We start from the raw sequence: 26,421 nt of genomic DNA, 5'->3' as shown, positions 1-26,421 counted from the left end.
GGTACGGTAAATTACCGAGGACATTTCGTGCGTTGGCATTCAGGTTAGCGTCGCCCGCGGCGATAGACCGCTTTCGGCCCATGGTGAGGGCCTGACAGGCCAGGCAACAATGATGACAACGCTTCTCTCCCCGTCCACACCGTCAAACCCCGTTACCGCTGACGCCCCCACGGCCCATTCCGCGCCCAGGCTCAGCCTGAACCCCCTCATTGACCGGAGAGGCACCGTCGACGGGGCGTGGTGGCCCCGCACCCGCGACGCCGCCGCCGAACTGCCCACCCTCATCTCCGCCGTCGACCAGCGGCTCGGCAGGGCCGTCCTGCGTGTGGGCCTGTATCAGGACGCGTGGGATCACATCCCACGCCGCATCCCGGCCCGCGGTCGCCACGTCAGAGTGGGCTGGTTCCGCAGCGCGGACCCGCACCTGATCACCCTGAGCATCGCGGGAACCGCGCCCATCAGTCTGCTGGTCATTCCCCCCGGCACCGCGAACGATCCGGCCGCGGCAGCCCTCACGCTTGCCGCCGCAGGCATGGTCGGCGTCCGTCCTGCTGACATCCTCCACCCTGCGGCTCCGGACGAGGGCATACCCGGCCGCGACGGCTCAGCCGCATGGGAGAACGAGGGCGGCCGCGTCGCCGATCTCGTGCCCGCACGGCCCGCCGCCACCTGACCCCGCGCCGTGCTGCCGTTCCCGGCGGTCACCGACTTCCGATGAAGAAGGACACGGCCCGATCTCTCGACGCGGATCCGGGACGGGGTAATCGCGGCTTCAGCGGCGGGAGGTCCTGACTGTGGCTCATTTGTTCCCAGAGCCAACTCGCGATGATCGGGCCGTTCCTGTGGCAGACATCGTGCCTGATCGAACACGGTAAGGCGTCTGGGCTCGACCGGGAAGCCGGCGATCAAAGTCGGCAGCTCCAGCTTGGTCCTGACGCAGGAGCCGGCGAGACGCTGTCCGAGCCTCTCGGCCACTGCCTCCCCGAGGAGGGATGCTTCATTGCCGAGCAGGCCGGAGGGCTCGCGAAGAGAGTGATCGTGGGCCACGATGGCCGGTATGAGCAACGATGATGGCGCGCGTGCCGAGTTGGAGGAATGGAGCGAGTTCATCGGCCGGGTCCGTTACGACGGGCCACGTTCTGGTGATGCCGGCCTCGAGCGGTTGGCCGATGAGGCGGTGTCCAACGAGTTCTCCAGTTGGGGACGACTCGACGGCTCTGCCGAGATGAATAACCTGATCTGTCGTGCCTTGGAGATCGGCTACCTGCGGGCCCTGCAGGACGTGCGTGAGCAACGCATCGCCGGGCTCGGGCCCACAGACTGACATCGGTACGAAAGGCACGGCTCACCTCCGCGCATCGTTCCGCCCTAGCCTCTTCCCCCTCGCGGCACCAGCCCGGCCCGGGATCAGCGAACTCGTCGTCCTGTGGGGTGCGGCGATTTCGGTCGTCAGGGGCGACCTGTAGGTTCACAGCTCGAGCACATCGTCTGGTCTCAGGCATCCTGCTGGTGGTGCGGTGCTCTAAATCGCCCCGGGTTTCTCACCCGCGGATGGTGCGTGTACAAGTATCTCGTCGCGTCCCTCAAGAAGACGACCGTGTGCGACGAGGTGCAGGACCCCGACCTTCGTCGCGCCGCGGGGCTGGGCGTAGACCCAAACCCCGTAGCCTTGCAGCTTCGCGAGAGCCTCGAATCTCAGCAGCGGAATTACATCATCAGGAAGATTCTTACCTGTGTGAACCCTGTTCTGCCGAGATATCGCGATGCCGAGTTCCAGACCGAGCACGATCATCACGCTGTGACCAGCTTGCTGATTGAGCACTTGAAAGCACGCTTCCGAGCAAGAAGAGCCACGAACCCTACGATGGTCCAGAGTGGCGGACCCTGGGGGGTCAAGAGAGGTGTGGGTCATTCGGGTGGGATGGGCGGGTCTTCCTCGTCCAGGAGGTTGACCAGCGGGAGGAGCCAGCCTGCGTGCGCGAGGCCCATGGCCGCGTCGAGTTCGGCAGGGGTGGGCATGCGGTCTCGCATGATGGCTGGGGACAGCAGGTTTTGGACCGCGTGCATGAGGAGATTCGCCATCGAGTAGGCGGGGTCGATGGTCAGAGCGCGTTCGAGGGCGATGGTGGCCTGCACGCTGTTTCCCGCCCGCCAGGCCGCCATGGCCAGCAGGGACGCGGCAGGCGGGATGAAACGGGGCTCGAGCCTGCGAGTCAGGTCTTTCCACAGCGAGGCATGGGAGTCGCGCATGAGCGTCCACGCCTCGTCGCGAACCCTGGTGACCGCGAGGTCGAGGCCCAGTCTCGCCGCTTCCGCGTCACGCAGTCGGCCGCCCTCGGCGTGCGTGGTCAGCGCCGATCGGACGCGTGCCAGGCCTTCCGCCACGTAGTGCCGGGCGAAGGCGTCGAGGTCCGCGCTGGCCGCCAGTCTGGATCTGAGCTCCGCGATCGCGTCGGCCGTGGCGCGGCGCATCGCCATCCGTACGGGGCCCGTGACGGGCGCTACGGTGCGCTCCAGGGCCTCGCGGTCGGGGAGGGCGACCAGGCCGCGCACGGTCGCCTCGGCTGCGATCTGGCTCGTCGAAGGGTCGTAGGGCGTGCCCTCCGCCGGGCAGCACGCAGGCAGATCGCAGACGTATGACCAGTAGCGGCCCTCATGGGCCCGCAGTGCCTCACCCACGTGGACCTCGGCCTTGGCCGCCAAGAGCCTGGCCTCGTCCACTACGGGCGTGACCACGTCTCCTGCGCCGTAGCCGATGATGACGACCTGGGTGACGCCCTCTCGGTCGAGCAGGGGCGGCAGTGGGGCGAGCGCGTCCGGTGGGAGCGGCAGACCCCATCTGACCACCATCTTGGCCTGGCCGCGGTCGAGCCCGATGATGACGAGGCTGTCGCTCGGGTGGAAGCCGACAAGGTAGGGGACGGCGGCCAGGATGTCGGCGGGGCTGGTGAGGGTGAGGCACGACCCGGAGAAGGGCGGGGAAGCGGAGGAGGCGGACGGGGAGGCGTTGGTCGTCATGGACCGAAGGGTGCCGGGCGGGGCGGTAGCGGCGTGGGGCCGAACGCGGTTCTGGGGATGAAGGCGGTTCCTCCATCGGCCTGTGGAAACCACAGAGCGGCCCCGGCGGGCCGGCCTGGCTAGGGCGGCTAGAGGCGGGCGGAGGCGACAGGCTCGTTTCAGGCGGGCGTCACAGCGGCCGGAGGCGGCCAGCTCGCTTCAGGCGGGCATCACAGCGGCCGGAGGCCACCGGTTCGCTTCAGGCGGGCATCACAGCGGGCAGAGGCCGCCGGCTCTCGTCAGGCGGGCGTCCCGGGGCCAGGCGTCGCGGGGCCGCGCGTCCCGGGGCCCGGCATCCCGGGGCCCGGATGGGCGGGGGCCAAGCGGTTGCGTACGAGGAGCGCGGCGCCCGCCACCGCGGCCGGCATGGCGATCACCGCCACGAAGGGCACCAGGAACAGCAGGAACACCGCAACCCCGAACCCCAGCGCACTGGCCTTGTTGGCGCGCAGGAGCGCGAAGCGCTGCTTGCGGGCCATGCCCCGCCGCTCCAGCGCCAGCGTGGTGAGCTCGACTGTCAGGAAAAATCCGGACACGGCGGCCCCCAGCACCGGCACCACGGTCTGCCCGACGACGGGCACGAAGCCCAGGAAGAACAGCGGCACTGTGAACAGCAGCACATAGAACAGCGTCACCAGGCTGTCCCTGATCGAGCGCGGCAGCGTACGCCAGAACGGCTGCTCGTCCTCGCGCTCGAGCACGTCCACCGCCGATGACAACTTCTCGTAGAACGGCTCCCCGATCGCCAGGGTGACCGCCGCGAAGGTCAGCACCGCCACGGCCAGCCCGGCCAGCACCAGCGCGATGCCGATCAGTGTGCGGAACACCTCGCGCCAGCTCCAGGAGTCCGCGAACGGCGTCAGGAACTCGGCCACCTCACTGGCGTTGGTGCCGAGGAAGATCAGCGCCACCACGTAGATGGAGAACGCGACCAGCGCCGGGATCAGCCCGAACACCCACCAGCGCCCGTTCCTGGCCACCCACCCGAACCCCTGGAGGAAGAACCCTATGCCGGAGGTGAAGTCACGCACTGATCGCATGCCCGGCAGGCTAGCGCCAGAAGGTGGTCACCGCGTAGCCCAGCTCCGCGAACAGGTCACGAAGCAGCGGCAACGAGATGCCGAGCACGTTGCCGTGGTCGCCCTCAATGCCCTCGACGAACCACCCGCCGCGCCCCTCGATGCTGAACGCCCCGGCCAGGTTGAGCGGCTCGCCGGTGGCGGCGTAAGCGGCGATCTCCTCGTCGGATGGCTGGCCGAAGCGGACCACGGTGCTGGCCACCTCCGCGACCTGCCGCCCGGTCGCGACGTCGATCAGGCAGTGGCCCGTCACGAGGCGGCCGGTGCGGCCGCGCATCAGCCGCCACCGCTGCACGACCTCCTCCTCGGAGGCCGGCTTGCCGTAGGGGCGGCCGTCGAGCTCGAGGATGGAGTCGCAGCCGATGACCAGCCCCTCGTCGAGCCCGCTTGCCACGGCCTCCGCCTTCGCCTTGGCCAGCATCAGGCTGAGCGCGGCAGGGCTGTGCGCGGTGTAGGCGTCCTCGTCGACCCCGCTGACGATCACTTTGGGGTCGAGGCCGGCACTGCGCAGGAGGGCCAGTCGGGCGTTGGAAGCTGAGGCCAGAACGATCACCGCACCAGCCTACCGGCCCTCACCAGTCGGAGTTCGACCTGCCCGGGGTGGGGTGTCCCTGCTCCGGCTCGCGCGAGGGTCCCGGCTCCAGTTCGCCGTACGCCCCGTACGACATGTCCGTCGCGAGCTCCCTCCCCACGTACGGCCAGCCCGGCACGGCGCTGCCGAAGATGTTCGATAGCAGCCCGTCGAGCGCCTCCCCCAGGCCACCGGGCACCGCCGCCCGCTCCCGCTCCAGCTCGCGGGCCACGTCCCTGGCGTCCATGTCGTGGCGCGCCGCCCGGTCGGCCAGCAGGAACATCACCATGGGGGCGATGAGCGGCAGCAGCTTCATGACGACGCCGGTGTCGATCCCGGCGAGCCGCGCCAACCCGGCCGCGGCCTGCTCGGTCCCCTGGCCGCCGAGCACGTGCCCGAGGATGCCATGCCCGTCTCGGGTCAGCGAGGCCACGTCGCCGTTGAACGGGTCGGCGTCCACGTGGTCTTCCAACGCCCCGCGCAGCGCCTCGGCGCCGTCCGGGTGCTGGGCGTTGCGGGCGAGACCGCCGACGATGATGCCGCTCACGGCCTGGACGACGTCGCGGGCCTGGGCCGGGCCGGTGCCGAGCATTCCGGCGACCTGTTCAACACCTGGCTCTCCGAGCTGCTCGAGAAGCTCGTCGTGCAGCGTCACCGCTCTCCCCCGATCCTCGTCGGGGGAGAGCTTCCCGAGACATCATCGAGCCAATGCCCGTCTTGCGCTAATTCTCGGAAAAACTATTGCTGGACGGCGGCCGTGGACCGGCTGGCCACGCCGGCGGCGGCGTACGCGCTCACCTCGTCGAGCGTCTCGTGCTCCAGCAGGGCGGCCACGATGCCCTCGAGCTTGTCGCGGTTGTCGCTGAGCACCTGGATGGCGCGTTCGTAGCACTCGTCCACGATGCGCCGCGCCTCCTCGTCGACCATGGCGAGGGTGACGGGCGAGGCCTGCGGCGGCTGACCGTCGTTGGGCAGGATGGTCAGCGGGCCGATCTTCTCCGACATGCCCCACCGGCCGACCATGCCGCGGGCGATCATGGTGACCTGTTCGAGGTCGTTCTCGGCACCGGTGGTGATGACGCCGTACACGACCTGCTCGGCCGCCATGCCGCCGAGCGCTCCGGTGATGCGGCCCCGAAGATATTGCTCGTCGTAGGCGTACCGGTCGGTGTCCGGGGTGGACAGCGTGACGCCGAGCGCCCGGCCGCGCGGGATGATCGAGATCTTCCTGACCGGGTCGGCGCCCGGCTGGAGCATGCCCAGCAGCGCGTGGCCGGCCTCGTGGTAGGCGGTCCTGACGCGCTCCTCCTCGGGCATCACGATGCTGCGGGCCGCGCCGAGCTGCAGCTTCTCCAGCGCGTCGGCGAAGTCGGCCATCGTGACCTTGTCCTTGCCGCGCTTGGCGGCGAGCAGGGCGGCCTCGTTGACCAGGTTCGCCAGGTCGGCGCCGGTCATGCCGGGCGTCGTCTTGGCGAGCTGGTCGAGGGCGACCTCGCCGTCCAGCGGCACGCCGCGCGTGTGCACCTCCAGGATCGCGGTGCGCCCCGCCGCGTCGGGCAACCCGACCTGCACCGTACGGTCGAAGCGCCCGGGACGCAGCAGCGCCGGGTCGAGGACCTCGGGACGGTTGGTGGCCCCGATGACGATCACGCCCTCGGCTCCGGAGAAGCCGTCCATCTCGGTGAGGATCTGGTTGAGCGTCTGCTCGCGCTCGTCGTGGCCGCCGATGCCGCCGGCGCCGCCCCTGGCGCGGCCGATGGCGTCGATCTCGTCGATGAACACGATCGACGGCGCCACCTTCCGCGCCTCCTCGAACAGGTCGCGCACCCGCGAGGCGCCCACGCCGACGATCATCTCGATGAACTCGGAGGCGGAGGCGGAGAAGTAGGGCACCTTGGCCTCGCCCGCGACCGCCCTGGCCAGCAGGGTCTTGCCGGTACCGGGAGGTCCGGCGAGCAGCACGCCCTTGGGCAGCTTGGCGCCGAGCCTGCGGTATTTGCCGGGGTCCTTGAGGTAGTCGACGACCTCGACGAGCTCGTTCTCCACCTCGTCGATGCCCGCGACGTCCTCGAACGTGACGCGTACCTTGGCGGCCTCGACGGGCTTGGCCGCCTTGGACTTGCCGAGGCCGCCCAGGCCGCCGCCCATCATGCTGGCGCCGCGCCGCATGATCCAGATCCACAGGCCGGCCAGCAGCAGCACGGGCAGCAGCGACAGCAGCAGGTTGGAGAAGAAGCCGCGGGTGATCGGCTGCGAGGTGATCTCGACCTGGCCGGTCGCGAGCTGCTGGTCGAGCTGGTCGGTGTTGGCGAAGGCCGGGATCTCGGTGGCGAACTTGGTGTACGACTCACCGGTCTCGGGGTTCTTCGCCGCAGACCTCAGGTCGCCCTCGACCGACAGGCCCTGGGCATAGATGTCCTTGACGTTCTTGGTGTCCACCTGCTTGGTGAACTCGGTGTACGAGATCGTCTCGACGGATCCGCTGTCGACGAAGGACGACACGACGAAAAAGGCCGCGTACACCACAAGCAAGGTGACGACGAATCGCCACCAGTTGATCTTGGGCTTGCCTCCCGGCAGCCCTTCAGAGCGCCAGGGCGGCTTGCCCTTGCCCTTCTCCGCTGACTGCGGCGGTCCAGAGCGTTCCACGGCGTCACTCCCCATATCGCCGCAACCATGATCTTTCTAGCCTAGAACACGCACCCCGGACACCACTCGGCTGATGTCCCGCCACTGCTTTCGCTGCGCGTCAGGCACTGTGACGAACACCAGACCGGGCTTGCTCATTCCCCCATCCATGATCACGACGGCCGCCCGCGACGTGTGCTTGCCGTAGGTGACGCGGTAGACGAGCATCCAGCCGCGCTTGACGGGTTGCGAGGCGAGCCAGCTGATCTTGGCGCCCTTGGGGTGGTGGTTGAGCGTCCAGCGGGCGGCCAGCAACGCCGTGTCGCGCGCGGAGTCCTGCGCCATGATCGGCAGCGGGCAGGTGACGACCATGCCGCGCAGGCTGGTCCCGCGCATCTTGGGAAGCACCTGCTTGGTGCTGAACGGCGCGGGCCCGTACGACTTCCACGGCTTGGGGAGCTTGGGCACGGCCAGGCCGGTGCGCTCGTCCTTGACGACCTGCCGGGACGGCGACGACAGGGCCATGCGCTTGACCGCGCCGGTCAGGCGGGGGACGCGTGGGTCGGCGGCCAGCGCCTCCATGGGCGTGTAGCCGGGCGCAAGGGTCGGGCCGGGGCTCGGCGTGGCCCGTTCCACAGGCGCGTCACCGGCCGCGGGGCTGGCCGAAACGGTGGGGCCGGCCGACACGGTGGCGCTCGCCGAAACGGTGGGGCCGGACGAGGACGGCGCGGCCGGCGGCGCGGTTACCGGCCGCGCGACGACCTCGTCCGGCTCCGGCGGGAGCACCACGACCACTGTCACGACGACTGCCACGACGGCGGCGACCACGGCGAGCCCCCGGTACACGTCCCGCATGCGGAGGTCTCCGATGCGGGAGCGTCTGGGCGGAGAAACAGGGGTTCCAGGCCCGGTGACGGTTCTCACTTGGGAACCCTTGATCTCATCTTCCCCATCGAGCACGACGGGAGCGTACGACATATCCCGCCATTACGCCCAGGAAGCTACCGAAGTGCAATCATGGCCTCGTGGAACAGGTGGAGCTGCGATTCGACCACGCCTCGCAAGCGTCTCAAACACACACGAATCTCTCAGCGATCCGGCAGAGCGCGAACGGTCTCTGGGTCGCCGGCGACGAGACCGCGACCTTCGAGCATCTGGCGTGGTCGGGCGACCACTTCGGAGACCAGCGCACCTACCGGCTGGCCGACTACGTCGACCTGCCCGCGGGTCCGGAGGACGAGGCCGACATCGAGGGCATGGCCCGGGCGAACGGCTGGCTCTGGCTGGTCGGCTCGCACAGCATGAAGCGCAAGCGGGTCAAGTCGAAGGACCCGGACAAGGCCGCCGACCGGCTCGCCACGGTGATCAGGGAGGAGAACCGGTTCATCCTGGCCCGCCTGCCGCTGCACGACGAGGTCCCCGGTCCCGGCGCGATCCTGGCCGGGACGCACAACCTCACCGCGCACCTGCGCGAGGACCGGCACCTTGCTCCGTTCCTGGCGCTGCCGGGCAAGGACAACGGCTTCGACGTCGAGGGCATCGCCGTCGTCTCCGAGCAGGTCTACATCGGGTTGCGCGGCCCAGTGCTGCGCGGCTGGGCGGTGGTTCTCCAGCTGCGACTCGACGACTCCGGCCGGCGGCGGCTGCGCCTTCGGGAGCCGTACCGCAAGCACTTCCTGGACCTGGACGGGCTGGGCGTGCGGGACCTGTGCCCGGACGGCGACTCGCTGCTGCTGCTCACCGGCCCCACCATGGACCTCGACGGCCCGGTGCGCATCGTGCGCTGGCGGCCGGCCGAGCGGCAGGGCGTCGTGCCCAAGGACGAGCTGGAGATCGTGCGCGAGCTCCCCTACGGCGTGGGCTGCGACCACCCCGAGGGCCTGGCGCGGCTGGACGACGGCAGGCTCATGGTCGTGTACGACAGCCCGTCACCCGCGCGGATCACCCCGGCGGGCGGCGTGCTGGCGGACGTGTTCACGATCTAGGGACCGCCCGTGCGCTACCTGCGGTGAGTCGCTGACCGCGACCCGCCGTAGAGCCAGGGCGCGTCCGCCACGAACGTGCACGAGCCCGGCTCGATCTCGGTGAACCCGGCGTCGCGCACCACGGGCAGCCCGGCGGCCACCTTGGCGGGGAAGTCGTCCCGGGCGGCCGTGCGAACGGAGATAGCGAGCCCGTTCGCCCGCCAGGCCGCCCGCTCGGCCGCGTCGCTGGCCCACCACGCGAGCTGGGCGGCGTGCCCGGCCTGCGCCATGGCCTTGCCGGCGGACATCTCCAGCTCCGGGTTGGCCCACAGGATCGGCGGCTCGGCCGGCGGCGGCTCGGCGCTGTCGACCAGCTCGGTGCCTCCCACCTGGAGTCGCGCCAGGTCTCTCGGCCAGCCGTCGAGTGGCACGGGCGGGTGCACGCGCACCTCCGCCGTGCGGTGCTCGACGGTACGCCCGGGCAGCGCGATCGCGCGGCGCCACTCGGCGCCCCTGGCCCGGCGCACGACCTTGCGGATCTTGCCGGTGGACTGCCAGGCATGGAGTTCGGCGGCCCACTCCCCCGGATCGTCGAGCAGGCTCAGCACCGCCATGGCGGCGGCTTCCAGCGCGTCGGTGCGCTCAGGGGGTGTGGCCCGCTCGATCCTGACCACGAGCGGCAGCACATACAGTTCGTTCATCGCCCTCTAGCTTGCCCGATCGCCAGGGACATGCCGGCGGCCAGGAGGCAGAGAGCGCCGGCGCCGTACCAGGCGAGGTCGTAGGCGCCCAGGTGGTCGCGGGTGAGGCCGGCGCCGACGGCCGCGATCGCGGCGCCGATCTGGTGCGAGCCGAACACCCAGCCGAAGACCACGGCCCCGTCGGCGCCGTAGATACGCCGGCACAGCGCCACCGTGGGCGGCACGGTCGCCACCCAGTCCAGCCCGTAGAACACGATGAAGATCAGCATGCTGGGCTCGGTCGTGGCCGCGAACAGGCTGGGCAGCACCATCAGCGACAGCCCGCGCAGTCCGTAGTAGGCGCCGAGAAGGATCTTGGGGTTGATCCGGTCGCTGAGCCAGCCGGAGGCGACCGTGCCCACGATGTCGAAGATCCCGATGACCGCCAGCAGAGAGGCCGCGACCGGCTCGGCCATGCCGTGGTCGTGCGCGGCGGGGATGAAGTGGGTGCCGACCAGCCCGTTCGTACTCATCCCGCAGATCGCGAAGCCGCCCGCGAGCAGCCAGAACGGCCGCGTCCGCGCCGCCTGGGCGAGCACGGTGACCGCCCGGACGGCCGCGTTGACCTTGCCCGGTTCGGTACGCACCGCGCCCGGCTCCGCGCCCAGGGCCGTCGTACCGACGTCCGCTGGATGGTCACGCAGCAGCCACCAGACGAACGGCACCACGGCCAGCGCCGACCCGGCGACGGCGAGCGAGGCGACCCGCCACCCCGGCCCCTGGGCGAGGTGGGCCAGGACCGGCAGGAAGATCAGCTGCCCGGTGGCGCCCGCCGCGGTGAGGATGCCGGTGACCAGCCCGCGGTGCCTGACGAACCATCGGTCGACCACGGTCGCGGCGAACACGAGCGCCATCGACCCGGTTCCGAGCCCCACGAACACGCCCCAGAGCAGCAGCAGCTGCCAGCTCGCCGTCATCACGACGGTGAGCCCGCTGCCGACCGCGATCAGCAGCAGGGCGATCGCGACCACGCGGCGCATGCCGAAGCGGTCCATCAGCGCGGCGGCGAACGGCGCGGTCAGCCCGTAGAGCACCAGGTTGATCGACACGGCCAGCGAGATCGTGCCGGTGGACCAGCCGAACTCCTCCCGCAGCGGGGTGATCAGCACGCCCGGGGTGGCGCGGAAGCCGGCGGCGCCCAGGATCGCCACGAAGGCGACGGCCGCCACGTACCAGGCCCTGTGGAGCTTGCGGCGGGTGGTGGCCGCAGGGGTGGTGCTCAACGTCATGCGCCAATCATGATTTATCTCCTTACATGGTCGCGAGTGGCCGGAAAGTCAATATGTGAAAGAATCTGGCCATGCCGCATCGCATCGCCGTCGTGGTGCTCAACCACTTCGCCCCACTCGACCTCGGCGTGCCCGGCCAGGTGTTCTGGTCGGCGGAAACTCCGGAGGGCGAGAAGTTGTACGAGGTGGTGACCTGCTCCGAGGGCCGGCAGCCGGTCCGCTGCTCGGCCGGCTACAGCGTCCTGCCCGACCACGACCTCGACGTGCTGGACACGGCCGACACGGTCCTCGTGCCCGGCATCCACGCGGGCCGGGCGATGAAGGACGGCACGATCTCGGACACCCTGTACGCGGCGCTCCAGGGCCGCCCGCGGATGATGTCGATCTGCACGGGGTCGTTCGTGCTGGCGGCGGCCGGCCTGCTCGACGGGCGCCCGGCCACCACGCACTGGCGCGAGGCGGCCCGCTTCGCCGCGCTGTTCCCGGAGGTGAAGCTGGACGCCGACGTGCTGTTCGTGGACGACGGCGACGTGCTGACCTCGGCCGGGGTGGCGGCGGGGATGGACCTGTGCCTGCACGTGATCAGGCGCGACCACGGCAGCGAGGTGGCCAACCGCGCCGCCCGCCGCTGCGTCATGCCGCCGTGGCGGGAAGGCGGCCAGGCGCAGTACGTCGAGCGCCCCCTTCCGTACGAGACCGCCGGCGGCACCGCGGCCACCCGCGCGTGGATGCTGGCCCATCTCGAGACCCCGCTCGATCTGAGCGCGCTCGCCGAGCACGCCAGGATGAGCGTGCGCACGTTCACCAGGCGCTTTCGCGAGGAGACCGGCGTGAGCCCGGCCAAGTGGCTGACCGGGCAGCGGGTGCAGCACGCCAGGCACCTGCTGGAGACGACGGACCTCGGGGTGGAGGAGGTGGCCAGGCGGGCGGGCTTCGGCACGGCGGTCTCGCTGCGCCAGCACCTGCACGCGGCGGTGGGGGTGGCGCCACTGGCCTATCGGCACACGTTCCGCCGCGCCTGATCCCCCTCCACCGCGTCCCTTGCCCGAATACTCCCCTCTGCCCCTACAATCGGCGCGAGGAAGATCGCCAAGGAAAGGTCGTCGCATGACCGAGGCGGACCGCGTACCCGCCGGGATCGACCCGAACGTGCCCAGCGTCGCCCGCATGTACGACTACTACCTCGGTGGCCGGGACAACTTCGCCGCCGACCGCGAAGCGGCCGAGAAGATGATCGAGATCGGCCGGCAGATGGGCAATGACGCCCGGGAGATCGCCCTGGCCAATCGGGGTTTCCTCGGCCGGGCGGTGCGGATGCTGGCCGAGGCAGGCGTGCGCCAGTTCGTCGACATCGGCGCGGGGCTGCCCACCCAGGACAACGTCCACCAGGTGGCGCGGCGGCATGGGGCCAGCTCCCGCGTCGTCTACGTGGACAACGACCCGATCGTGCTCGTCCACGCCCGCGCGCTGCTGGCCAGGGACCCGGACGTGCTCGCGCTGGAAGGCGATCTGAAGGACCCGGACGCGATCCTGGACGACCCGCGCGTGGCCGGGCATCTCGACCTGTCCCAGCCGTACGCGGTCCTGCTGGTCTCCGTGCTGCACTTCATCACCGACGACGCCGAGGCGTGCCGGATCGTCGCCCGCCTCCGCGAGCGTCTGGGCCCGGACGGCTATCTGGTGCTGTCGCACCTGTACGCGGGCGACGCCGCGGACGACGTCACCGAGGCCAGCCGGCAGGTCTATTCGCGCACCTCGCCGGGCGGCCTGGCGCGGCGCGGCTACGACGAGATCGCCGCGTACTTCGACGGTTTGGACCTGCTCGGCCCCGGCGTCGTGCCGGTCGCCGACTGGGCCCCGGACGCCTCCCCCGACGGCTCGTACGACCTCGTCAGGTCCGGCATCCTGGCCGGCGTGGGCCGCGTACGCGCATAAATCATCTTTTGTCGGACGCCAACGGGACACCTGCCGCTCTCGACCTGAGCAGGACGACCAGCGCCTCCCCCAGCAGTCCGACCCCGATCGACAGCGGCATGGACCTGGCCTCGGGGTGCATGCCGGCCGTGATCGCCAGCGCGCCCACGCCCACGCCGCCGGCGAACGTGGCCGCCCACACCACCAGCGTCTTCGCGGTATAGCGCTGCCACAGAACACCATTCCTCGCGTACAGCACGGTGGTGGCGGCCCGGACCGCGCCGAAGGCGACGCCGAGCAGCACCGTGACGGCGAGCCATCCCACGTCGAGCGCGGACAGGCCCTGCTTCGCCAGGCCATGCACGCCGACCGCGACCAGCACGACCGGCGGCACGTAGACATCCTTGGCGACGAGCGGCTCGCCCCGCATCCGCCTCACCACGACGTATCCGATCAGTCCCAAGATTAACAATGTTTTTAGCACGTCCATGCCAATTAAAATAGCAGGAGCGTGCTATAAAGGACAACATGCCGAAAGTGGTCGATCCGGAAGCACGCAGGGACGAGGTCGTCGACGCGGTGTTCCGCGTCGTGCGGCGCGCGGGCTTCGAGCAGGCGTCCCTGCGCAACGTGGCCGAGGAGGCCGGACTGGCCATCGGCTCGGTCAGGCACTACTTCGACGGCCACACGGACCTGATGGTGTTCGCGATGCGGGCCTCGCTCGACCGGGTGAGCGCCCGGCTGACGGAGCGGGTCGGCCCGCTGCTGGCCACCCAGGACGAGGACGAGCGGGCCGAGGGCGTCGAGCTGATGTTGTCGGAGCTCCTGCCGCTGGACGAGCGGCGGCGGGACGAGGCCACCGTCTGGCTGGCGTTCGCGACGGCCGCCCGCACCCGGCCCGAGCTGCGGCCGCTCGCACGCGAGTCCTACGATGGCATGCGCACCCTGGTGCGGCGGATCGTGGACGGGATCGCCCGGCGCCGACGACTGGCCGGGGACCCGAAGGTGGAGACCGAGCGGCTGTGCGCGCTGATCGACGGGCTCACCGTGGAGGGCGTGCTGCATCCCGAGCGGATGACGCCCGAACTGATGGTCCAGGCGCTGCGCCGCCATCTCCAGACGCTCGTCGAACCACGCCTCTAAGGGCGCGGCGAGCGCTGCCCCTCTGGACTCTCACGGGCCAGTGTGCCCGTACGCGTTAGATTGAGGACATGTCCCTGACCCTCGATTTCGTCAGCACGATCAGGGCCGATCGTTCCGGATTGATCGACCTGCTGGCCGACGTGGACGCCATGACGGCATGGGTACGCGAGCATGCGGCCGAACTGGACGTCGATCCCGGCTTCACCGCGACGGAGGAGGCGCGCGAGGAGACCGTACGGCTGCGCCAGGCCGTACGCGCGCTGTTCGCCAGAGCCGTGGCCCCGGAGCCGCCGAGCAGGGCGGATGCGGCCGGCCTGCCCACGCTCACGGAGTCGCTGGCCTTGGTCAACGCCACCGCCCTGGCCGCGCCCCGGGCCCCGCAACTGTCCTGGAACGGGCAGCCGACCCTCCTCACGGTCCCCGCCGTGGAGGCCGAGCCGTCTGTACGGGTGCGTGGCGCGCTCGCGACGGCCGCCGTGGAGTTCTTGGCGGCACCGGGGCGCACGCAGTTGCGTACCTGTCAGGCGCCACGCTGCGTGCTCTATTTCCTCAAGGAACACCCACGTCAGGAGTGGTGCTCGACGGCCTGCGGCAACCGTGCGAGAGCGGCCAGACACTACCGGGAACACAAGAAATAACTCCATCTAACGCTTGCAGAGCTGATTTGCCGTTATATAATTCCTAACGGCTAGCCAGCCATGCATTCGTTAGATTTTGAAGGAGTGCGGAATGTCGTTCCAGACCGGGCACATCGGGCTCAACGTCACCGACCTCGACAAGTCAAAGGAGTTCTATCGTCGGGTCTTCGGCTTCACGGTGGCGGGCGAGTCGCGGCAGGACGATCGCCGGTACGCGTTCCTGGCACAGGACGGCACGCTGGTGCTGACCCTCTGGCAGCAGAGCGAGGGACGCTTCGCCACCGCCCAGCCGGGACTGCACCACCTGTCGTTCCAGGTCGCCGACCTCGCCGCGGTACGCGAGGCCGAGGCGGTCATCAGGGAGATCGGGGCGACCCTGCACCACGACGGCGTCGTGCCGCACGGCGAGGGCGCCTCGTCGGGTGGCGTGTTCTTCGACGACCCTGACGGTATCCGCCTGGAGATCTACGCTCCGGATGCCGCCGGCGAGCGGCCCGCTCCCACGTCCGGCGCGCCGACCTGCGGGTTCTTCTAATGCGGCACCCAGGCGAGATCGCCGTGCAGCGGCGGGCGGGGGTGCGCGGAGAAGACCGCGGCAGCTCCCGCACCCGCCCCGAGATCCCGGACGTGGCGGCCGCGTTCCTGCGCGAGCAGCACCTGCTCGTCGCGGGCGCGGCCGACGACCGGGGCCGCTTCTGGGCCGGTGCGATGACCGGCCCGCCCGGCTTCGCCTCACCCGAGGACGACCGCACGATCGTGGTGCACGCCCTGCCCGGTCCGCCGCTGGATGGGCTGTTCGCCAGGGAACGCGCCATCGGTCTGCTGGCCATCGAACCGCACACGCGGCGCAGGATGCGCGTGAACGGCACCGCCGTACAGGCGGGAGATGCGCTGGTGGTATGGACGGAGCAGGTCTACTCGAACTGCCCCAAGTACATCCAGACCCGCGAGCCCACCACCGAGCCTGCCGGCACGCCGGCGAGACTCGGTGGCGGGACCACGCTCCTGGCCCGTCACCAGGAGTGGATCGGCACGGCGGACACGTTCTTCATCGCCACCGGCGTCGAAGGTCTCGGCGCGGACGTGTCGCACCGCGGCGGCAATCCCGGGTTCGTACAGGTCACGGGGCAGGCATCACTGGTGTTCCCGGACTACGCCGGCAACTCGATGTACATGACGCTCGGCAACCTGGAGCTGAACCCGGCCGCCGGGCTGCTGTTCGTGGACTGGGAACGCGGGGAGACGCTGCACCTGACCGGGCGGGCCCAGGTGGACTGGGATCCGGGCGACGTGCCGGGCGCGCAGCGGCTGGTGCGGTTCGAGCTGAACGAGTACGTCCACGTCGCGGGGACCGTCGCACCGGGCTGGACGGCCCCGGGCTACCACCGTTTCAATCCGCCGGTTCCTGGAGACGCTTCTCGAACCAGTGGTGAGCGTACGGCTCGTCGTTGAAGGGCTCCACCTCGCGGTAGCCCGACGCCCGGTACAGGGCGATGGCCTCGGTGAGCGACCGGTTGGTCTCCAGCCGCACCGTACGCAGCCCGTTCGCGGCCGCCCGGCCCTCGGCCTCGGCGAGCAGGCGGCGTCCCAGGCCCAGACCGCGCGTGGAGGGGTCCACCCACATGCGCTTGAGCTCGGCGTACCCGCCGCCGGGGTGCAGCTTGAGCGCCACGCATCCGACCGGCTCGGCGCGGAGCGTGGCGACGAGCAGCATCCCGGCCGGCGGGCGGAGCTCGTGGTCGTCGGCGGAGATGCTGCGAGCCGGGTCGAAGCCGCCGTCGAACCGGCCGGCCAGTTCGTCGACGTAGGCCTGGATGCAGTGGCGGGCGTGCGGGTGGCGCGGGTCGAGCACGTCGATGGCGACCGTCGAGGCCAGGAGCAGCCGTTCGACCTCCGCCATGGCGGCCACCAGGCGCTCGCGCTGCCGGGCGGAGAGCGGCTCGAGGATCGACGTGGCCGCCTCGTCGGACCTGCGGTCCAGCTCCTCGCGTTCGGCGAGGCCCGAAGGGGTGAGCCGGGCCGTGCGGACCCGCCCGTCGGAGCCGCCCCCGTCGTCGACGACGACCAGCCCATCGGCCTCCAGCGAGCGCAGCAACCGGCTCAGGTATCCCGAGTCGAGCTCCAGCCGCGCCCGCAGGGCGCGTACCTCGCTCCCTGCCTCGCCGATCTCCCACAGCACCCGCGCCTGGCCGAGCGGGCGGTCCCTGGCCAGGAACCTGTCGTCAAGTGCGCCGATCCGCTGCGTCACGGTCCGCTGGAACCTGCGCACCTGCGCGATCGTCATAGCGTCCATTCTCTGACTTTAGTCAGAGAATTCAGGATCCGGGAGAGGGCAGGTGAATCAGGACCTCACGCCTTCGGCGTCGTCCCAGGTCGGCAGGGGCGTGCCGGTCCGGCGGCCGCCACGATCGTCGGATAGACAGGAATCGTGGACACGGACCAGATTGCGGCGTTCCGGCTCCGGGCGCACCACCTCGATCGCCGGCTCCCGGCGGGATCTCTTCTCGCAGCGGCCGGGGCGTGCGCGATCCAGAACAGCCCGCCGGGCTCGGCTCTGCTCGCCCTGCACGCCAGGGTCGCCGGCGTGACCTCGGAGGAGGTCGCCCAGGCGATCGAGGCCGACAAGACGCTCCTGCAGACCTGGTGCATGCGCGGGGCGCCGTTCCTGTTCCCGACGCAGGACGCGCCGGTCTTCACCATGGGCCTCCTCCCCGACGGGGAGACCTCGCGGCGGCGATTCATCCTCGGTGTCGAGCAGGCGCTGGCCACGCTGGGCATGAGCCTGGACGAGGCGGTGGAACGCACGGAGCGCGAGCTGGAGGCGGTCCTGTCGGAGCGCCGGCTCGCCATCGACGAGCTGGGTGCGCGGCTCAGCGCGCGGATCGTGCGTCACCTGCCGCCGGACCAGGCCCGGGTGTGGCAGGCGGAGGGCCCTTACGCGGCCGGCCAGCCTTGGGGCGAGGGCGTCGTGCACTTCGTCCTGCGGATCGTCGCGCTCAAGGGTGCCCTCTGTTTCGCCCCGCGCAGCGGGAACAAGGCGCCTTTCGTTCTCACGGCCGAATGGCTCGGCGAGCCGCCACCGGACCCAGATCCTCAGGCGGCGCGGGCCGATCTCGCCCGCCGCTACCTGCACTGTTACGGCCCATCCACGCCTAAGGGCTTTGCCGCCTGGACCGGTCTCGCAGCCGAGGACGTCCCGCACCGGTGGCGGCTCATTGAGGACGAACTGGCTGAAGTGGACCTGGACGGCCGCCCGGCCTGGCTACTCGCGTCCGACCTCGACGCGTTGCGGTCGGCCGAGGCGGTTCGCGGGGTGCGACTGCTGCCTCCGCGTGATCCGTACATCCAGACTGCCGACAAGCTCCAGCTGGTTCCCGACACGAGCCTGCACCGGCGGATCTGGCGTTCGCCTGGCGAGCCCGGCACGGTGCTGGCGGACGGAAGGCTGGTGGCGACGTGGCGGCAGCGGAAGGAGGGTAAGCGGCTGCGGATCGAGGTGGAGCCGCTCGCCGCCCCGCCAGGCTCCCCTGCCCGCGACCTGATCGAGGCGGAAGCGGAGGCCATCGCCGCGCTCCGCGGGGCCTCCGGCTGCCGCGTGCGGTTCAGCGGGACATGATCAGGACGGTGGCGCGAAGAACGTATGGAGAGCGCCGGCCCGCACCACAGCGAAGTGGAAAATGGATCGCCTGAGGACGCGGTCTGTGAAACGGTCGAGTCCTGATGATCCGATGGACCGAGGCGGGGCGGGAACGGTCGGCGGAGTGGCGTTCGGCGCTGGGAGTGCCGCCACCCCAGCGTGTCGTGGTCGCCGACGACCGGATGAGAGCCGCCACCGCCTATCGTCTCGCCTGCGAAGGCACCGCCCTCCTGTGGCGCGGCGACTTCCACAACGCCCGTCAGCTCCTGAGCGCCATGGGCCGCCGCTGCAAGCCCGCCGCCCCGGGATCGGGATTCCACCGTCACCGCCAGGCCCGATCGCAGCGTGCCCGCACGCTGGGCATGCTGCTCATCCCCTACGACGCCGGCCACGTGGTGCCGTTGCGCAGGGCGCCGGACGTGCGGCAGGCCTGCGCCGAGGTCTACGGTCCGCAGGCGCCCCCGGGCGTGGGCCAGCTACGTGAGCTGCTCGGCCTGATCGGCGCCCACGAGTGGCGCGAAAAGGGCGTCTACATCCCCGCGCTCGGCGCCCGCGTCCACCCGCACCATGGTGTGTTCTCCCCCATCAGGGGCGAATACGTGGATCTGGTCGCCGAGGCGCCGCTGCCCGCCGACCGGCTGGCGTTCGACATCGGCACAGGCACGGGGGTGCTGGCGGCGGTGCTCGCCAGGCGCGGCGTCCGGCACGTCGTGGCCACCGACCTGGAGCAGCGGGCGGTGGACTGCGCCGAGGACAACGTCGCGCGGCTGGGGCTGGGCGGCACGGTGGAGATCGTGCGGGCGGACCTGTTCCCGCCGGGGCGGGCGCCGCTGGTCGTGTGCAATCCGCCGTGGCTGCCCGCCACCCCGATCTCGCCCCTCGACCAGGCCGTTTACGATTCAGGCGGGCGGATGTTGGGTGGGTTCCTGAACGGGCTGGCCGAGCACCTCGAGCCCGAGGGCGAGGGCTGGCTGATCCTGTCCGATCTGGCCGAGCACCTGGGGCTGCGCAGCCGGGACGAGCTGCTGGGCGCGTTCGAGCGGGCAGGGCTGCGGGTCGCCGGCCGCCGGGACGTCGCGCCGCGCCACCGGCGGCCGAAGGACGCGGCGGATCCCCTGCACGCGGCCCGCGCCGCCGAGGTGACGTCGCTCTGGCGGCTCACCCCGCGTGCCCGCTGAACGCTTTCCGGTAGGCCGAGGGGGACGTACGCATGGTCTTGGTGAAATGGTGCCGGAACGTCACCGGGCTCTCGAACCCGACCGCCGCCCCGATCTCCTCAACCGGCGCCGCCGTGGACTCCAGCATTGTCAGGCTGGCGGCCACCCGCTGCGCGATCACCCACCGCAGCGGGCTGGTGCCGGTCTGGCGCTTGAAATGCCGGATGAACGACCGTTGCGACATGTTGGCCACCCTGGCCAGGTCCGCCACGGCAATGGGCCGGGCCAGGTTGTCCATGGCCCACGACATCGCCCTGGCCACCGCGTCATCGTCCTCGACCGCCGTGACCGCGGCCTCGATGAACTGCGCCTGCCCGCCCTCCCGGTGCGGCGGCACGACCAGGCGGCGGGCCACGGTGTTGGCCACGCCGGGGCCGTGGTCGGTGCGGACGAGGTGGATCAGCAGGTCGAGCCCTGCGGCGCTGCCGGCGCTGGTCAGCACGTCCCCTTCGTCCACGTACAGGACCGACGGGTTGACCCGCACGGCGGGGTGACGGTCCTGGAGCAGGTCGGCGTACCTCCAGTGCGTGGTCGCCACGCGTCCGTCCAGCAGCCCGGCGGCGGCCAGCGCGAACGCGCCCGAGCAGATCGACACCATGCGCGCGCCGCGCGCGTGCGCCTGTCGCAGCGCCGCGACCAGCTCTCCGGACGCCGGCGCGTGCACGTCCGCCCCGGGAACGATCACCGTGTCGGCCCCGGCCAGCACGTCCAGCCCGTGCTCGGCCCGCATGGTGAACCCGCCCACCACCCTGAGCGGCTCCAGCGTCTCGGCGCACACCTTGAGGTCGTACCAGGGGACGTCCAGCTCGGGCCGGGGCAGCCCGAACAGCTCCACGACGCTGCCCAGCTCGAACGGCGCCATCCCATCGAAGGCGAGCACGGCCACCCTGTGGGGCCGGTACGGGTCGGGCAGCGCCATGCCCGCATGTTAGCCGGAGCCTCTCCGCGGCAGGAGTGATATATGCACATTTCGGGTGTACAGACGGTTTTGCCGGAAAACCGCTACGACCAGGAGGAGATCACCGAGGCGTTCTCCCGGCTGACCGACTGCGACGAGGAGCTCCTGCGGCGCTTCCACGCCGCGACGGGCGTGACGGGCCGCAATCTGGCCCTCCCGCTGGAGGACTACGCCAAGCTCGACTCCTTCGCCCGCGCGAACGACATGTACGCCGAGATCGCCCTCGACCTGACCGAGCAGGCGCTGCGCGGCGCGCTCGACAAGGCCGGCGTACGCCCCGAGAAGATCGACCACCTGCTGTTCTGCTCCACCACGGGCTTGGCCACGCCCTCGCTCGACGCCCGGCTGGCCCAGCGCGTGGGGCTGCGGCCGGACGTCAAGCGGATGCCCGTGTTCGGCCTCGGCTGCGCGGCCGGCGCGTCCGGGCTGGCGCGCCTGCACGACTACCTGCGCGGCTGGCCGGGACACGCCGCGGCGCTGGTGTGCGTGGAGTTGTGCTCACTGACGATCCAGCGCGACGACACCTCGATCGCGAACCTCGTGGCCAGCGGCCTGTTCGGGGACGGCGCGGCGGCCGTCGTGGCGACCGGGCGCGGGCCCGGACCCGAGGTCGTGGCCACCCGCAGCCGCCTCTACCCCGGGACCGAGCACCTCATGGGCTGGGAGGTGAGCGACCGTGGGTTCCGCATCGTGCTGGACCCGGAGCTGACCGCCTTCGTGGAGCAGGCACTGGCCGCCGACATCCGGCTCTTCCTCACCGACTACGGCCTGACCCCGGACCAGGTCGCCACGTGGATCTGCCATCCTGGCGGGCCCAAGGTCATCGAGAAGATCGTGGACACGCTCGGCCTGCCGCCCAGGGCCCTCGACGTCACCTGGCGCTCGCTGCGTGAGCACGGCAACCTGTCGTCGGTCTCGGTCCTCCACGTGCTGCAGGAAACGCAGGCCCGGCCGGACGCGCCCGCCGTGCTCCTCGCCCTGGGGCCGGGCTTCTCCGCCGAGTTGCTCCTGCTGCACTGGTGATCGCCTACCTGGTCCTGATCGGCCTGGGCGTGCTCATGGCCCAGGGGCTGCGCCGGCCGCCCGGAACTGACGCCTCGGTGGCACCAGCTGTCACAACTGATCACGTATCGATCGCGGTTTGTGCTCGCTTGAGTCACCGGCCCGGCCGCTGAAGATCCAGTTCCGTCGTACGGGGCGGAGGTGGTTGAGATGAGAATTCGCCCGTTAGCGGTCGGCATCGGGCTCATTGTGCTCCTCGCCGTCGCGGCCTGCGGCGGCTCCGGCAGCATGTCGACCAGTGACGAGAACGCTCCCCAGCACGCCCAGCAGCCGGCCGCGTCCCCGTACCGGCCCGCCCCCACGAAGTCGCCCATCCAGGAGAACGACGAGCAGGACACGACCACAGCCCAGATCTCCACGTTCGCACTGGACGTGGACACCGCCTCGTACGGCTACGCCCGCCGTACCCTCCAGGAGAGTCGCTGGCCCGCGCCCGGCGAGATCCGCCCCGAGGAGTGGGTCAACGCCTTCAGGCAGGACTACGCGCAGCCGCCGGACGACGGGTTCGCCGTGCACGTGGACGGCGCGAAGCTGCCCGGTCGCGACGAGGCCGTGCTGCGCGTCGGCCTGCAGACGCGCGCGTCCGACACGGCGGCGCGGCGGCCCGCCAACCTCACGTTCGTGGTGGACGTGTCCGGCTCGATGGCCGAGCCCGGACGCCTCGACCTGGTCAAGTCGGCCCTGCACACGCTGCTCGACCAGCTCGCGCCCGGCGACCAGGTGTCGATCGTGGCCTTCGACGACGCCGCCGAGGTGCTGGCGTCGATGACCCCGCTGACCGCCAGGGACGAGCTGAAGAGCGCGGTGGACCGGCTCGTCGTCGACGGCGGCACGAACCTGGAGGCCGGTCTGGTCGCCGGGTACGAGGAGGCGTCCAAGGCGTTCCGCCCCGCCGCCACCAACCGGGTCGTCCTGCTCTCCGACGGCCTGGCCAACCAGGGCAGCACCGAGTGGCAGGAGATCCTGGCGCAGGTCAAGGAGTACGCGGGCAAGCAGGTAGCGCTGCTCACGGTCGGCGTCGGCAGGGAGTACGGCGACGAGCTGATGGAGCAGCTGGCCGACAACGGCGACGGCCTGGCCGTGTACGTCAGCTCCCAGGAGGAAGCCGACAAGATCTTCACCACCCAGCTGCCCGCCACCATCGAGCTGCGGGCCCGCGACGCCAAGGCCCAGGTGGTGTTCAACCCGTCCGTCGTGGACAGCTACCGGCTCATCGGGTACGAGAACCGCACCCTGGCCACCGAGGAGTTCCGCGACGACAGCAAGGACGGCGGCGAGATCGGCCCCGGCCACGCGGTCACCGCCCTCTACTCGATGCGCCTCAAGCCCGGCGCTACCGGGCAGCTCGCCCAGGCCACCGTCCGCTGGCAGCACCCCGACACCCGCGCCGCCTCCGAAGCGAGTAAGTCGCTCCAGGCCGAGGATCTGGCCGCCGACGTGTGGGCCAAGGCGACACCGGTCCGGCTCCAGGTGGACGTGGTCGCAGCGGCGTTCGCCGTCTATCTGCGGGACAGGAAGGCGTTCGGCATGGACCTGCCCGAGCTCGGCGAGCACGCCTCGCGGCTGGCCGCGACCTCCGAGGACCCGATGGTGTCGGAGCTGGCCACGCTCATCGAGAAGGCCCGCTCGGTCGGTTAGGCCGCCGGCCCGGCCCTGAATCCTGGGGCCGGGCCCTTCTCTCGTGAGATGTCCAGAGCGTGCTTTGGGAGTCGTGGAGTCCGATAAACTCGTACGTGGCAAGGGGCTATAGCGCAGTTGGTAGCGCGCCTCCATGGCATGGAGGAGGTCTGGGGTTCGAATCCCCATAGCTCCACAACATCGTCGTCAAAGGGCGGTCGGTAAGCGATCTCGCTGGTCCGGCAGCCCTTGATCTTTATGCGGGTGAAGACTGCCTGGTGTGCCCAGATGGCGATTAAAGGGGCCGCTACTGCCACCGGCCGAACAGGACCGTCGCGCACGGGGGCGCGTCCACAGTGAGTTTGGTGAGGGTGCCGGTTCCGATATCGGCGGCGTAATAGCCGTTGTCGGTCCTGGCCAGGAGGTGGTCGGCATCGAGCCACTGAGCGGTGGCCGGGATCGGAAAGTCCTGCACCGCCTCGCCGGTCGCGAAGTCGATGAGCGTGAAGCCTCGAACCGCGATGAACTTCCCATCGGGTGAGAGCGACGGTTCGTCGTTGCGGTTGAGGAGCTCGAAGACGCGCGGTTTCTTGCCTGGAGAGACCCAGCGCAGGTCGCTGTCGCCCTCGCAGTCCCGCGTGCCGAGCACCCCCGAAGCGGTCACGCCGTAGAGCCGGCAGACATTCGTGATGATCCTGGTCTCGCTGGTATCAAAGTTGGTGATCGTGGTTTCCGCGACCTCCGCAGGCGAGGTGGCGAAGAACACGCCGTCGCCCGAGATGGCCAGGTGCGGCTCATGCGCCATGACCCGGCCTACCGGTTTCGCGTTGAGCTTCCGGATCTGACCGGTACGCAGGTCGAGCGCGACGTAACGGTCCGAGGCGTCGTCGATGTAGGCGACGCGATGACCATCGCGGCTCACGGCCACGACCTTCGCGACGCTCGGGATCGCCACGTCCTGGCCGGATGCGAGGCGGGCGATACCTGATGTGCGGACCCAGCGGACGGGGGACTGCGTAGGCGCGAACGGGCGCGGATCCTCGGGGGCGGCGGAAGAGCAGGCCGTCAGCAGGAGTGCCGCCAGGGCGAGCCGGACCTTCATACCGCTCCGATCGTGATGTCATGCTCGGCCACCTGCGGAGCGTGCGCGACCGGCCGAGTCGCGCCGGTGAGCACGTCCATGAGGTAGACGGTGGCTGAACCGTATCCAGGCGCATAGAGCAGCACTTCGCCAGATCCCACCCATCGATAGACGCGCCTGAGCTCGGCGGTCGGCGGCAGGTCGGCGTCGACCTTGCGAATCACCTTGCCGTCGTGGTCGAGAATCAGGACACGCCCGCCGGAAGGCACGGCGACCGCCTCGCCATCCGGCGAAACGGCCAGCTGCCAGTGAGAATCCAGTTCCGATGCCCGTAGCTTGGCGATCATTGAGCCGTCCAAGGCCAGGACCTTGATCCCATCGTAGGAGTAGCTCACCACCAGATGATCGCCCGCCCAGCCAAGGAGCAACTCGTCGACCCGTATGCGCGTGACGACGCCCGACCGTACGTCGGTGACGACCACGTCGCCCCTTTGTTCCATGGCCAGGTAGCGGCTGTCGGCGGAAAAAGCCAGGGCAGCCTTGTAGAAGGCGGTCGGAACGGGAATGATCGCACCGGTCATGACGTCCTGGATCACCACCTGCATCCGGGCGAGGCTGTAGTAGGCGAGCTTGCGGCCATCCGGGCTCACCTGCACGTCGGTTTGCGGGAGAGCGTCCGGTAGCCGCCAGCGCCGTCCCGACGTGCCGACCACCAGCCATCCTTCGGACGGATCCGCTGAGGCGAACGGCTCGATCCGTTCGGGGAACAGCTCCTCCCGGACGCGCATGCCGTACCGAATGGGCTCGGCTGCCACGGCGGGCAGAACCGGCAGCGGCGCTGGAGATGCGAGCGGGACGACGGCAGCCGAGCCGGCGGCACCGAGCAGGCAGAGGCAGGCGATGAGTTTCGGGAAGCGCGCCGGCGCCGGTCCCGGCGTCGTGGCCGCCTCCCGAAGCCGGGCGGCGAGCGCCGCCCTTTCCTCCTGCGGTACGGCGAGCGCTCGTACCTTGGCCGGGCTCAACCCGCACAGCTCGGCGGTGTCCTCCTCGTCCCATCCCTCATGCAGCGTCGCCACGAGGATCGCCCGCTGCCGCCGGGACAGTCCACGGCCCCAGGCAGGCGCGTCCCAGAGACGCAGCGGCGACAGGAAGCGGCGAAACATCCGGAAATAGCTGGCAGGGGTGCCGCTGCCCCTGGCGAGTCTCGCCGCCGATCGGCCGGCGAGCAGGGACGCGGCGCGTGCCTTCCGTTCAGCCCAGCCAGTCATTACCCGCCCCCGGCCACGTGAGGTAAGGGATCCATTCGTCCGGCAGCGCCGGGTCGTGGCGCTTGTCGCCCGTCCTGACGTCGATGAGCTGGTACGGCGATCCTTCGACGATGACTTCGTGATCGTTGAACCAGGCGATGACGCCGGGATTCTCTCTCTTGATCAATTTGATCTTCTTGCCGGATGTGGCGTCGCTGATCAGAACGCCGTCGAAGTCATATGACGCCACAAGCCGCAGATCCGGCGATACCAGCCCGCCGGTCAGTTTGCCGACGAACGCCCCCGTGCCATCGCGCCGCACGGTCACGAGCCGGGCGTCCTCCCCACGGCGTTCGCAGCCGGGCGCACCCCACATGACGGTGGCGGACAAGCCGGACACCCTGCAGATATCGGGCACCGTGCGGCGCTCGCCGGTCCGGAGGTTCGCGATCAGCGTGCGATCCCGGTACGAGACCGTGACATCCCGGCCGTCGAAGGAGACGTGCAGGTCGGTAAGGCGGCCCGCGTCGGCGAGGTCGTGGACCGTTCCGTCCCGCAGGTCGCGTGCCTGCACGCGGTTGCTCTGGACGTAGACGATCGTGTGACCGTCGCCGCTCACGATGAGAGGGTCGTCTGCCT

At 70.4% G+C, this 26,421-nt stretch carries 28 protein-coding genes and 1 tRNA gene; 14 read left to right on the top strand and 15 right to left on the bottom strand.

The window, feature by feature from the left end:
* Window positions 1–112: 112 nt before the first annotated feature.
* Window positions 113–673 (top strand): DUF5994 family protein, encoded by a 561-nt coding sequence (locus tag Q9G87_RS43535; RefSeq protein ID WP_305922488.1) that lies wholly within the window; start codon window positions 113–115, stop codon window positions 671–673.
* Window positions 674–1,057: 384 nt separating this feature from the next.
* A complete protein-coding gene (locus Q9G87_RS43530; RefSeq protein WP_305922487.1) occupies window positions 1,058–1,324 on the top strand; it encodes a hypothetical protein in 267 nt (88 codons plus the stop codon).
* 198 nt (window positions 1,325–1,522) lie between these two features.
* Here Q9G87_RS43530 and Q9G87_RS43525 read toward each other — a convergent pair whose 3' ends face one another.
* The 7 genes from Q9G87_RS43525 to Q9G87_RS43495 form a co-directional block, all read right to left on the bottom strand.
* Window positions 1,523–1,795 (bottom strand): hypothetical protein, encoded by a 273-nt coding sequence (locus Q9G87_RS43525; RefSeq protein ID WP_305922486.1) that lies wholly within the window; start codon window positions 1,793–1,795, stop codon window positions 1,523–1,525.
* A 113-nt stretch (window positions 1,796–1,908) separates the two neighbouring features.
* Window positions 1,909–3,018, bottom strand: a complete 1,110-nt coding sequence (locus Q9G87_RS43520; protein WP_305922485.1) for a DUF4192 domain-containing protein — start codon at window positions 3,016–3,018, stop codon at window positions 1,909–1,911.
* 278 nt (window positions 3,019–3,296) lie between these two features.
* Entirely contained in the window at window positions 3,297–4,097 is an 801-nt protein-coding gene (locus Q9G87_RS43515) for an EI24 domain-containing protein (RefSeq protein WP_305922484.1), read from the bottom strand.
* A 10-nt stretch (window positions 4,098–4,107) separates the two neighbouring features.
* A complete protein-coding gene (locus Q9G87_RS43510; protein WP_305922483.1) occupies window positions 4,108–4,689 on the bottom strand; it encodes a Maf family protein in 582 nt (193 codons plus the stop codon).
* 19 nt (window positions 4,690–4,708) lie between these two features.
* A complete protein-coding gene (locus tag Q9G87_RS43505) occupies window positions 4,709–5,362 on the bottom strand; it encodes a DUF937 domain-containing protein (RefSeq protein ID WP_305922482.1) in 654 nt (217 codons plus the stop codon).
* Between the two features lie 83 nt (window positions 5,363–5,445).
* Window positions 5,446–7,356 carry an ATP-dependent zinc metalloprotease FtsH gene (gene ftsH / locus Q9G87_RS43500; protein ID WP_305922481.1) on the bottom strand — a complete coding sequence of 637 codons (1,911 nt, stop codon included), beginning with the start codon at window positions 7,354–7,356 and terminating at the stop codon, window positions 5,446–5,448.
* A gap of 36 nt (window positions 7,357–7,392) precedes the next feature.
* On the bottom strand, window positions 7,393–8,190 hold the full coding sequence (locus Q9G87_RS43495; RefSeq protein WP_305922480.1) for a hypothetical protein: 798 nt from the start codon (window positions 8,188–8,190) through the stop codon (window positions 7,393–7,395).
* A 170-nt stretch (window positions 8,191–8,360) separates the two neighbouring features.
* Here Q9G87_RS43495 and Q9G87_RS43490 point away from each other — a divergent pair, with 170 nt between their 5' ends.
* Window positions 8,361–9,320 carry a DUF3616 domain-containing protein gene (locus Q9G87_RS43490; protein WP_305922479.1) on the top strand — a complete coding sequence of 320 codons (960 nt, stop codon included), beginning with the start codon at window positions 8,361–8,363 and terminating at the stop codon, window positions 9,318–9,320.
* A gap of 14 nt (window positions 9,321–9,334) precedes the next feature.
* On the opposite strand, the gene Q9G87_RS43485 is transcribed toward Q9G87_RS43490, so the two are convergent.
* Both Q9G87_RS43485 and Q9G87_RS43480 read right to left on the bottom strand, forming a co-directional pair.
* On the bottom strand, window positions 9,335–10,000 hold the full coding sequence (locus Q9G87_RS43485; protein WP_305922478.1) for a peptidyl-tRNA hydrolase: 666 nt from the start codon (window positions 9,998–10,000) through the stop codon (window positions 9,335–9,337).
* Entirely contained in the window at window positions 9,997–11,268 is a 1,272-nt protein-coding gene (locus tag Q9G87_RS43480; RefSeq protein WP_305922477.1) for an MFS transporter, read from the bottom strand. The genes Q9G87_RS43485 and Q9G87_RS43480 overlap by 4 nt, the downstream gene beginning before the upstream one ends.
* Before the next feature lie 71 nt (window positions 11,269–11,339).
* Between Q9G87_RS43480 and Q9G87_RS43475 the strand changes: the two genes are divergently transcribed.
* Together Q9G87_RS43475 and Q9G87_RS43470 are read left to right on the top strand one after the other, a co-directional pair.
* Window positions 11,340–12,290, top strand: a complete 951-nt coding sequence (locus tag Q9G87_RS43475; protein ID WP_305922476.1) for a GlxA family transcriptional regulator — start codon at window positions 11,340–11,342, stop codon at window positions 12,288–12,290.
* 85 nt (window positions 12,291–12,375) lie between these two features.
* Window positions 12,376–13,203, top strand: coding sequence for an SAM-dependent methyltransferase (locus Q9G87_RS43470; RefSeq protein WP_305922475.1), 828 nt, complete (start codon window positions 12,376–12,378; stop codon window positions 13,201–13,203).
* Window position 13,204: 1 nt separating this feature from the next.
* Here Q9G87_RS43470 and Q9G87_RS43465 read toward each other — a convergent pair whose 3' ends face one another.
* Complete coding sequence (locus Q9G87_RS43465) at window positions 13,205–13,645, bottom strand: hypothetical protein (protein WP_305922474.1); 441 nt, start codon at window positions 13,643–13,645, stop codon at window positions 13,205–13,207.
* A gap of 65 nt (window positions 13,646–13,710) precedes the next feature.
* Between Q9G87_RS43465 and Q9G87_RS43460 the strand changes: the two genes are divergently transcribed.
* The 4 genes from Q9G87_RS43460 to Q9G87_RS43445 all read left to right on the top strand — a co-directional run bounded on the left by Q9G87_RS43460 (window position 13,711) and on the right by Q9G87_RS43445 (window position 16,415).
* Entirely contained in the window at window positions 13,711–14,325 is a 615-nt protein-coding gene (locus Q9G87_RS43460; protein WP_305922473.1) for a TetR/AcrR family transcriptional regulator, read from the top strand.
* Between the two features lie 68 nt (window positions 14,326–14,393).
* Window positions 14,394–14,963 (top strand): CGNR zinc finger domain-containing protein, encoded by a 570-nt coding sequence (locus Q9G87_RS43455; RefSeq protein WP_305922472.1) that lies wholly within the window; start codon window positions 14,394–14,396, stop codon window positions 14,961–14,963.
* 91 nt (window positions 14,964–15,054) lie between these two features.
* A complete protein-coding gene (locus tag Q9G87_RS43450) occupies window positions 15,055–15,498 on the top strand; it encodes a VOC family protein (RefSeq protein ID WP_305922471.1) in 444 nt (147 codons plus the stop codon).
* A complete protein-coding gene (locus Q9G87_RS43445; RefSeq protein WP_305922470.1) occupies window positions 15,498–16,415 on the top strand; it encodes a pyridoxamine 5'-phosphate oxidase family protein in 918 nt (305 codons plus the stop codon). Before Q9G87_RS43450 ends, Q9G87_RS43445 begins: the two co-directional genes overlap by 1 nt.
* On the opposite strand, the gene Q9G87_RS43440 is transcribed toward Q9G87_RS43445, so the two are convergent.
* A complete protein-coding gene (locus Q9G87_RS43440; protein ID WP_305922469.1) occupies window positions 16,354–17,247 on the bottom strand; it encodes a bifunctional helix-turn-helix transcriptional regulator/GNAT family N-acetyltransferase in 894 nt (297 codons plus the stop codon). The two genes, Q9G87_RS43445 and Q9G87_RS43440, sit on opposite strands and share 62 nt — an antisense overlap.
* Before the next feature lie 144 nt (window positions 17,248–17,391).
* Here Q9G87_RS43440 and Q9G87_RS43435 point away from each other — a divergent pair, with 144 nt between their 5' ends.
* Together Q9G87_RS43435 and Q9G87_RS43430 are read left to right on the top strand one after the other, a co-directional pair.
* The gene (locus Q9G87_RS43435; RefSeq protein WP_305922468.1) at window positions 17,392–18,579 is read left to right on the top strand and encodes a winged helix DNA-binding domain-containing protein; all 1,188 of its coding nucleotides are present in this window, start codon (window positions 17,392–17,394) and stop codon (window positions 18,577–18,579) included.
* 104 nt (window positions 18,580–18,683) lie between these two features.
* On the top strand, window positions 18,684–19,778 hold the full coding sequence (locus Q9G87_RS43430) for a class I SAM-dependent methyltransferase (protein ID WP_305922467.1): 1,095 nt from the start codon (window positions 18,684–18,686) through the stop codon (window positions 19,776–19,778).
* Here the strand turns inward: Q9G87_RS43430 and Q9G87_RS43425 are convergent.
* Window positions 19,759–20,736, bottom strand: a complete 978-nt coding sequence (locus tag Q9G87_RS43425) for a helix-turn-helix domain-containing protein (protein WP_305922466.1) — start codon at window positions 20,734–20,736, stop codon at window positions 19,759–19,761. The two genes, Q9G87_RS43430 and Q9G87_RS43425, sit on opposite strands and share 20 nt — an antisense overlap.
* A 42-nt stretch (window positions 20,737–20,778) precedes the next feature.
* Between Q9G87_RS43425 and Q9G87_RS43420 the strand changes: the two genes are divergently transcribed.
* The 3 genes from Q9G87_RS43420 (at window position 20,779) to Q9G87_RS43410 (ending at window position 23,650) form a co-directional block, all read left to right on the top strand.
* Window positions 20,779–21,798, top strand: coding sequence for a type III polyketide synthase (locus tag Q9G87_RS43420; protein WP_305922465.1), 1,020 nt, complete (start codon window positions 20,779–20,781; stop codon window positions 21,796–21,798).
* Between the two features lie 189 nt (window positions 21,799–21,987).
* Window positions 21,988–23,475 (top strand): vWA domain-containing protein, encoded by a 1,488-nt coding sequence (locus Q9G87_RS43415; protein ID WP_305922464.1) that lies wholly within the window; start codon window positions 21,988–21,990, stop codon window positions 23,473–23,475.
* A 102-nt stretch (window positions 23,476–23,577) separates the two neighbouring features.
* Window positions 23,578–23,650 (top strand) — tRNA-Ala (locus tag Q9G87_RS43410).
* Window positions 23,651–23,761: 111 nt separating this feature from the next.
* Here Q9G87_RS43410 and Q9G87_RS43405 read toward each other — a convergent pair.
* Genes Q9G87_RS43405 through Q9G87_RS43395 form a run of 3 tightly spaced genes read right to left on the bottom strand, consistent with a single transcriptional unit; the run spans window position 23,762 to window position 26,401 of the window.
* On the bottom strand, window positions 23,762–24,556 hold the full coding sequence (locus Q9G87_RS43405) for a TolB-like translocation protein (protein ID WP_305922463.1): 795 nt from the start codon (window positions 24,554–24,556) through the stop codon (window positions 23,762–23,764).
* Window positions 24,553–25,803 (bottom strand): TolB family protein, encoded by a 1,251-nt coding sequence (locus Q9G87_RS43400; RefSeq protein ID WP_305922462.1) that lies wholly within the window; start codon window positions 25,801–25,803, stop codon window positions 24,553–24,555. The genes Q9G87_RS43405 and Q9G87_RS43400 overlap by 4 nt, the downstream gene beginning before the upstream one ends.
* The gene (locus tag Q9G87_RS43395; protein ID WP_305922461.1) at window positions 25,787–26,401 is read right to left on the bottom strand and encodes a hypothetical protein; all 615 of its coding nucleotides are present in this window, start codon (window positions 26,399–26,401) and stop codon (window positions 25,787–25,789) included. Before Q9G87_RS43395 ends, Q9G87_RS43400 begins: the two co-directional genes overlap by 17 nt.
* Window positions 26,402–26,421: the final 20 nt, after the last annotated feature.

Source organism: Nonomuraea turcica (assembly GCF_030718205.1).
In the GTDB taxonomy this organism is placed as follows: Bacteria; Actinomycetota; Actinomycetes; order Streptosporangiales; family Streptosporangiaceae; genus Nonomuraea.
The sequence above is the reverse complement of the archived record's forward strand: the minus strand, read 5'-3'. Positions and strand labels throughout refer to the sequence as shown.

Excerpts from the sequence above, each read along its gene's own strand:
- Q9G87_RS43535 (WP_305922488.1), top strand. The coding sequence starts at position 113 with ATGACAACGCTTCTCTCCCCGTCCACACCGTCAAACCCCGTTACCGCT.
- Q9G87_RS43420 (WP_305922465.1), top strand. The coding sequence starts at position 20,779 with ATGCACATTTCGGGTGTACAGACGGTTTTGCCGGAAAACCGCTACGAC.
- Q9G87_RS43440 (WP_305922469.1), bottom strand. The coding sequence starts at position 17,247 with ATGACGATCGCGCAGGTGCGCAGGTTCCAGCGGACCGTGACGCAGCGG.
- Q9G87_RS43400 (WP_305922462.1), bottom strand. The coding sequence starts at position 25,803 with ATGACTGGCTGGGCTGAACGGAAGGCACGCGCCGCGTCCCTGCTCGCC.
- Q9G87_RS43405 (WP_305922463.1), bottom strand. The coding sequence starts at position 24,556 with ATGAAGGTCCGGCTCGCCCTGGCGGCACTCCTGCTGACGGCCTGCTCT.
- Q9G87_RS43460 (WP_305922473.1), top strand. The coding sequence starts at position 13,711 with ATGCCGAAAGTGGTCGATCCGGAAGCACGCAGGGACGAGGTCGTCGAC.
- Q9G87_RS43425 (WP_305922466.1), bottom strand. The coding sequence starts at position 20,736 with ATGGCGCTGCCCGACCCGTACCGGCCCCACAGGGTGGCCGTGCTCGCC.
- Q9G87_RS43485 (WP_305922478.1), bottom strand. The coding sequence starts at position 10,000 with ATGAACGAACTGTATGTGCTGCCGCTCGTGGTCAGGATCGAGCGGGCC.
- Q9G87_RS43430 (WP_305922467.1), top strand. The coding sequence starts at position 18,684 with ATGATCCGATGGACCGAGGCGGGGCGGGAACGGTCGGCGGAGTGGCGT.
- Q9G87_RS43415 (WP_305922464.1), top strand. The coding sequence starts at position 21,988 with ATGAGAATTCGCCCGTTAGCGGTCGGCATCGGGCTCATTGTGCTCCTC.
- Q9G87_RS43455 (WP_305922472.1), top strand. The coding sequence starts at position 14,394 with ATGTCCCTGACCCTCGATTTCGTCAGCACGATCAGGGCCGATCGTTCC.
- Q9G87_RS43530 (WP_305922487.1), top strand. The coding sequence starts at position 1,058 with ATGAGCAACGATGATGGCGCGCGTGCCGAGTTGGAGGAATGGAGCGAG.
- Q9G87_RS43470 (WP_305922475.1), top strand. The coding sequence starts at position 12,376 with ATGACCGAGGCGGACCGCGTACCCGCCGGGATCGACCCGAACGTGCCC.
- Q9G87_RS43475 (WP_305922476.1), top strand. The coding sequence starts at position 11,340 with ATGCCGCATCGCATCGCCGTCGTGGTGCTCAACCACTTCGCCCCACTC.
- Q9G87_RS43480 (WP_305922477.1), bottom strand. The coding sequence starts at position 11,268 with ATGACGTTGAGCACCACCCCTGCGGCCACCACCCGCCGCAAGCTCCAC.
- Q9G87_RS43515 (WP_305922484.1), bottom strand. The coding sequence starts at position 4,097 with ATGCGATCAGTGCGTGACTTCACCTCCGGCATAGGGTTCTTCCTCCAG.
- Q9G87_RS43520 (WP_305922485.1), bottom strand. The coding sequence starts at position 3,018 with ATGACGACCAACGCCTCCCCGTCCGCCTCCTCCGCTTCCCCGCCCTTC.
- Q9G87_RS43445 (WP_305922470.1), top strand. The coding sequence starts at position 15,498 with ATGCGGCACCCAGGCGAGATCGCCGTGCAGCGGCGGGCGGGGGTGCGC.
- Q9G87_RS43495 (WP_305922480.1), bottom strand. The coding sequence starts at position 8,190 with ATGCGGGACGTGTACCGGGGGCTCGCCGTGGTCGCCGCCGTCGTGGCA.
- Q9G87_RS43450 (WP_305922471.1), top strand. The coding sequence starts at position 15,055 with ATGTCGTTCCAGACCGGGCACATCGGGCTCAACGTCACCGACCTCGAC.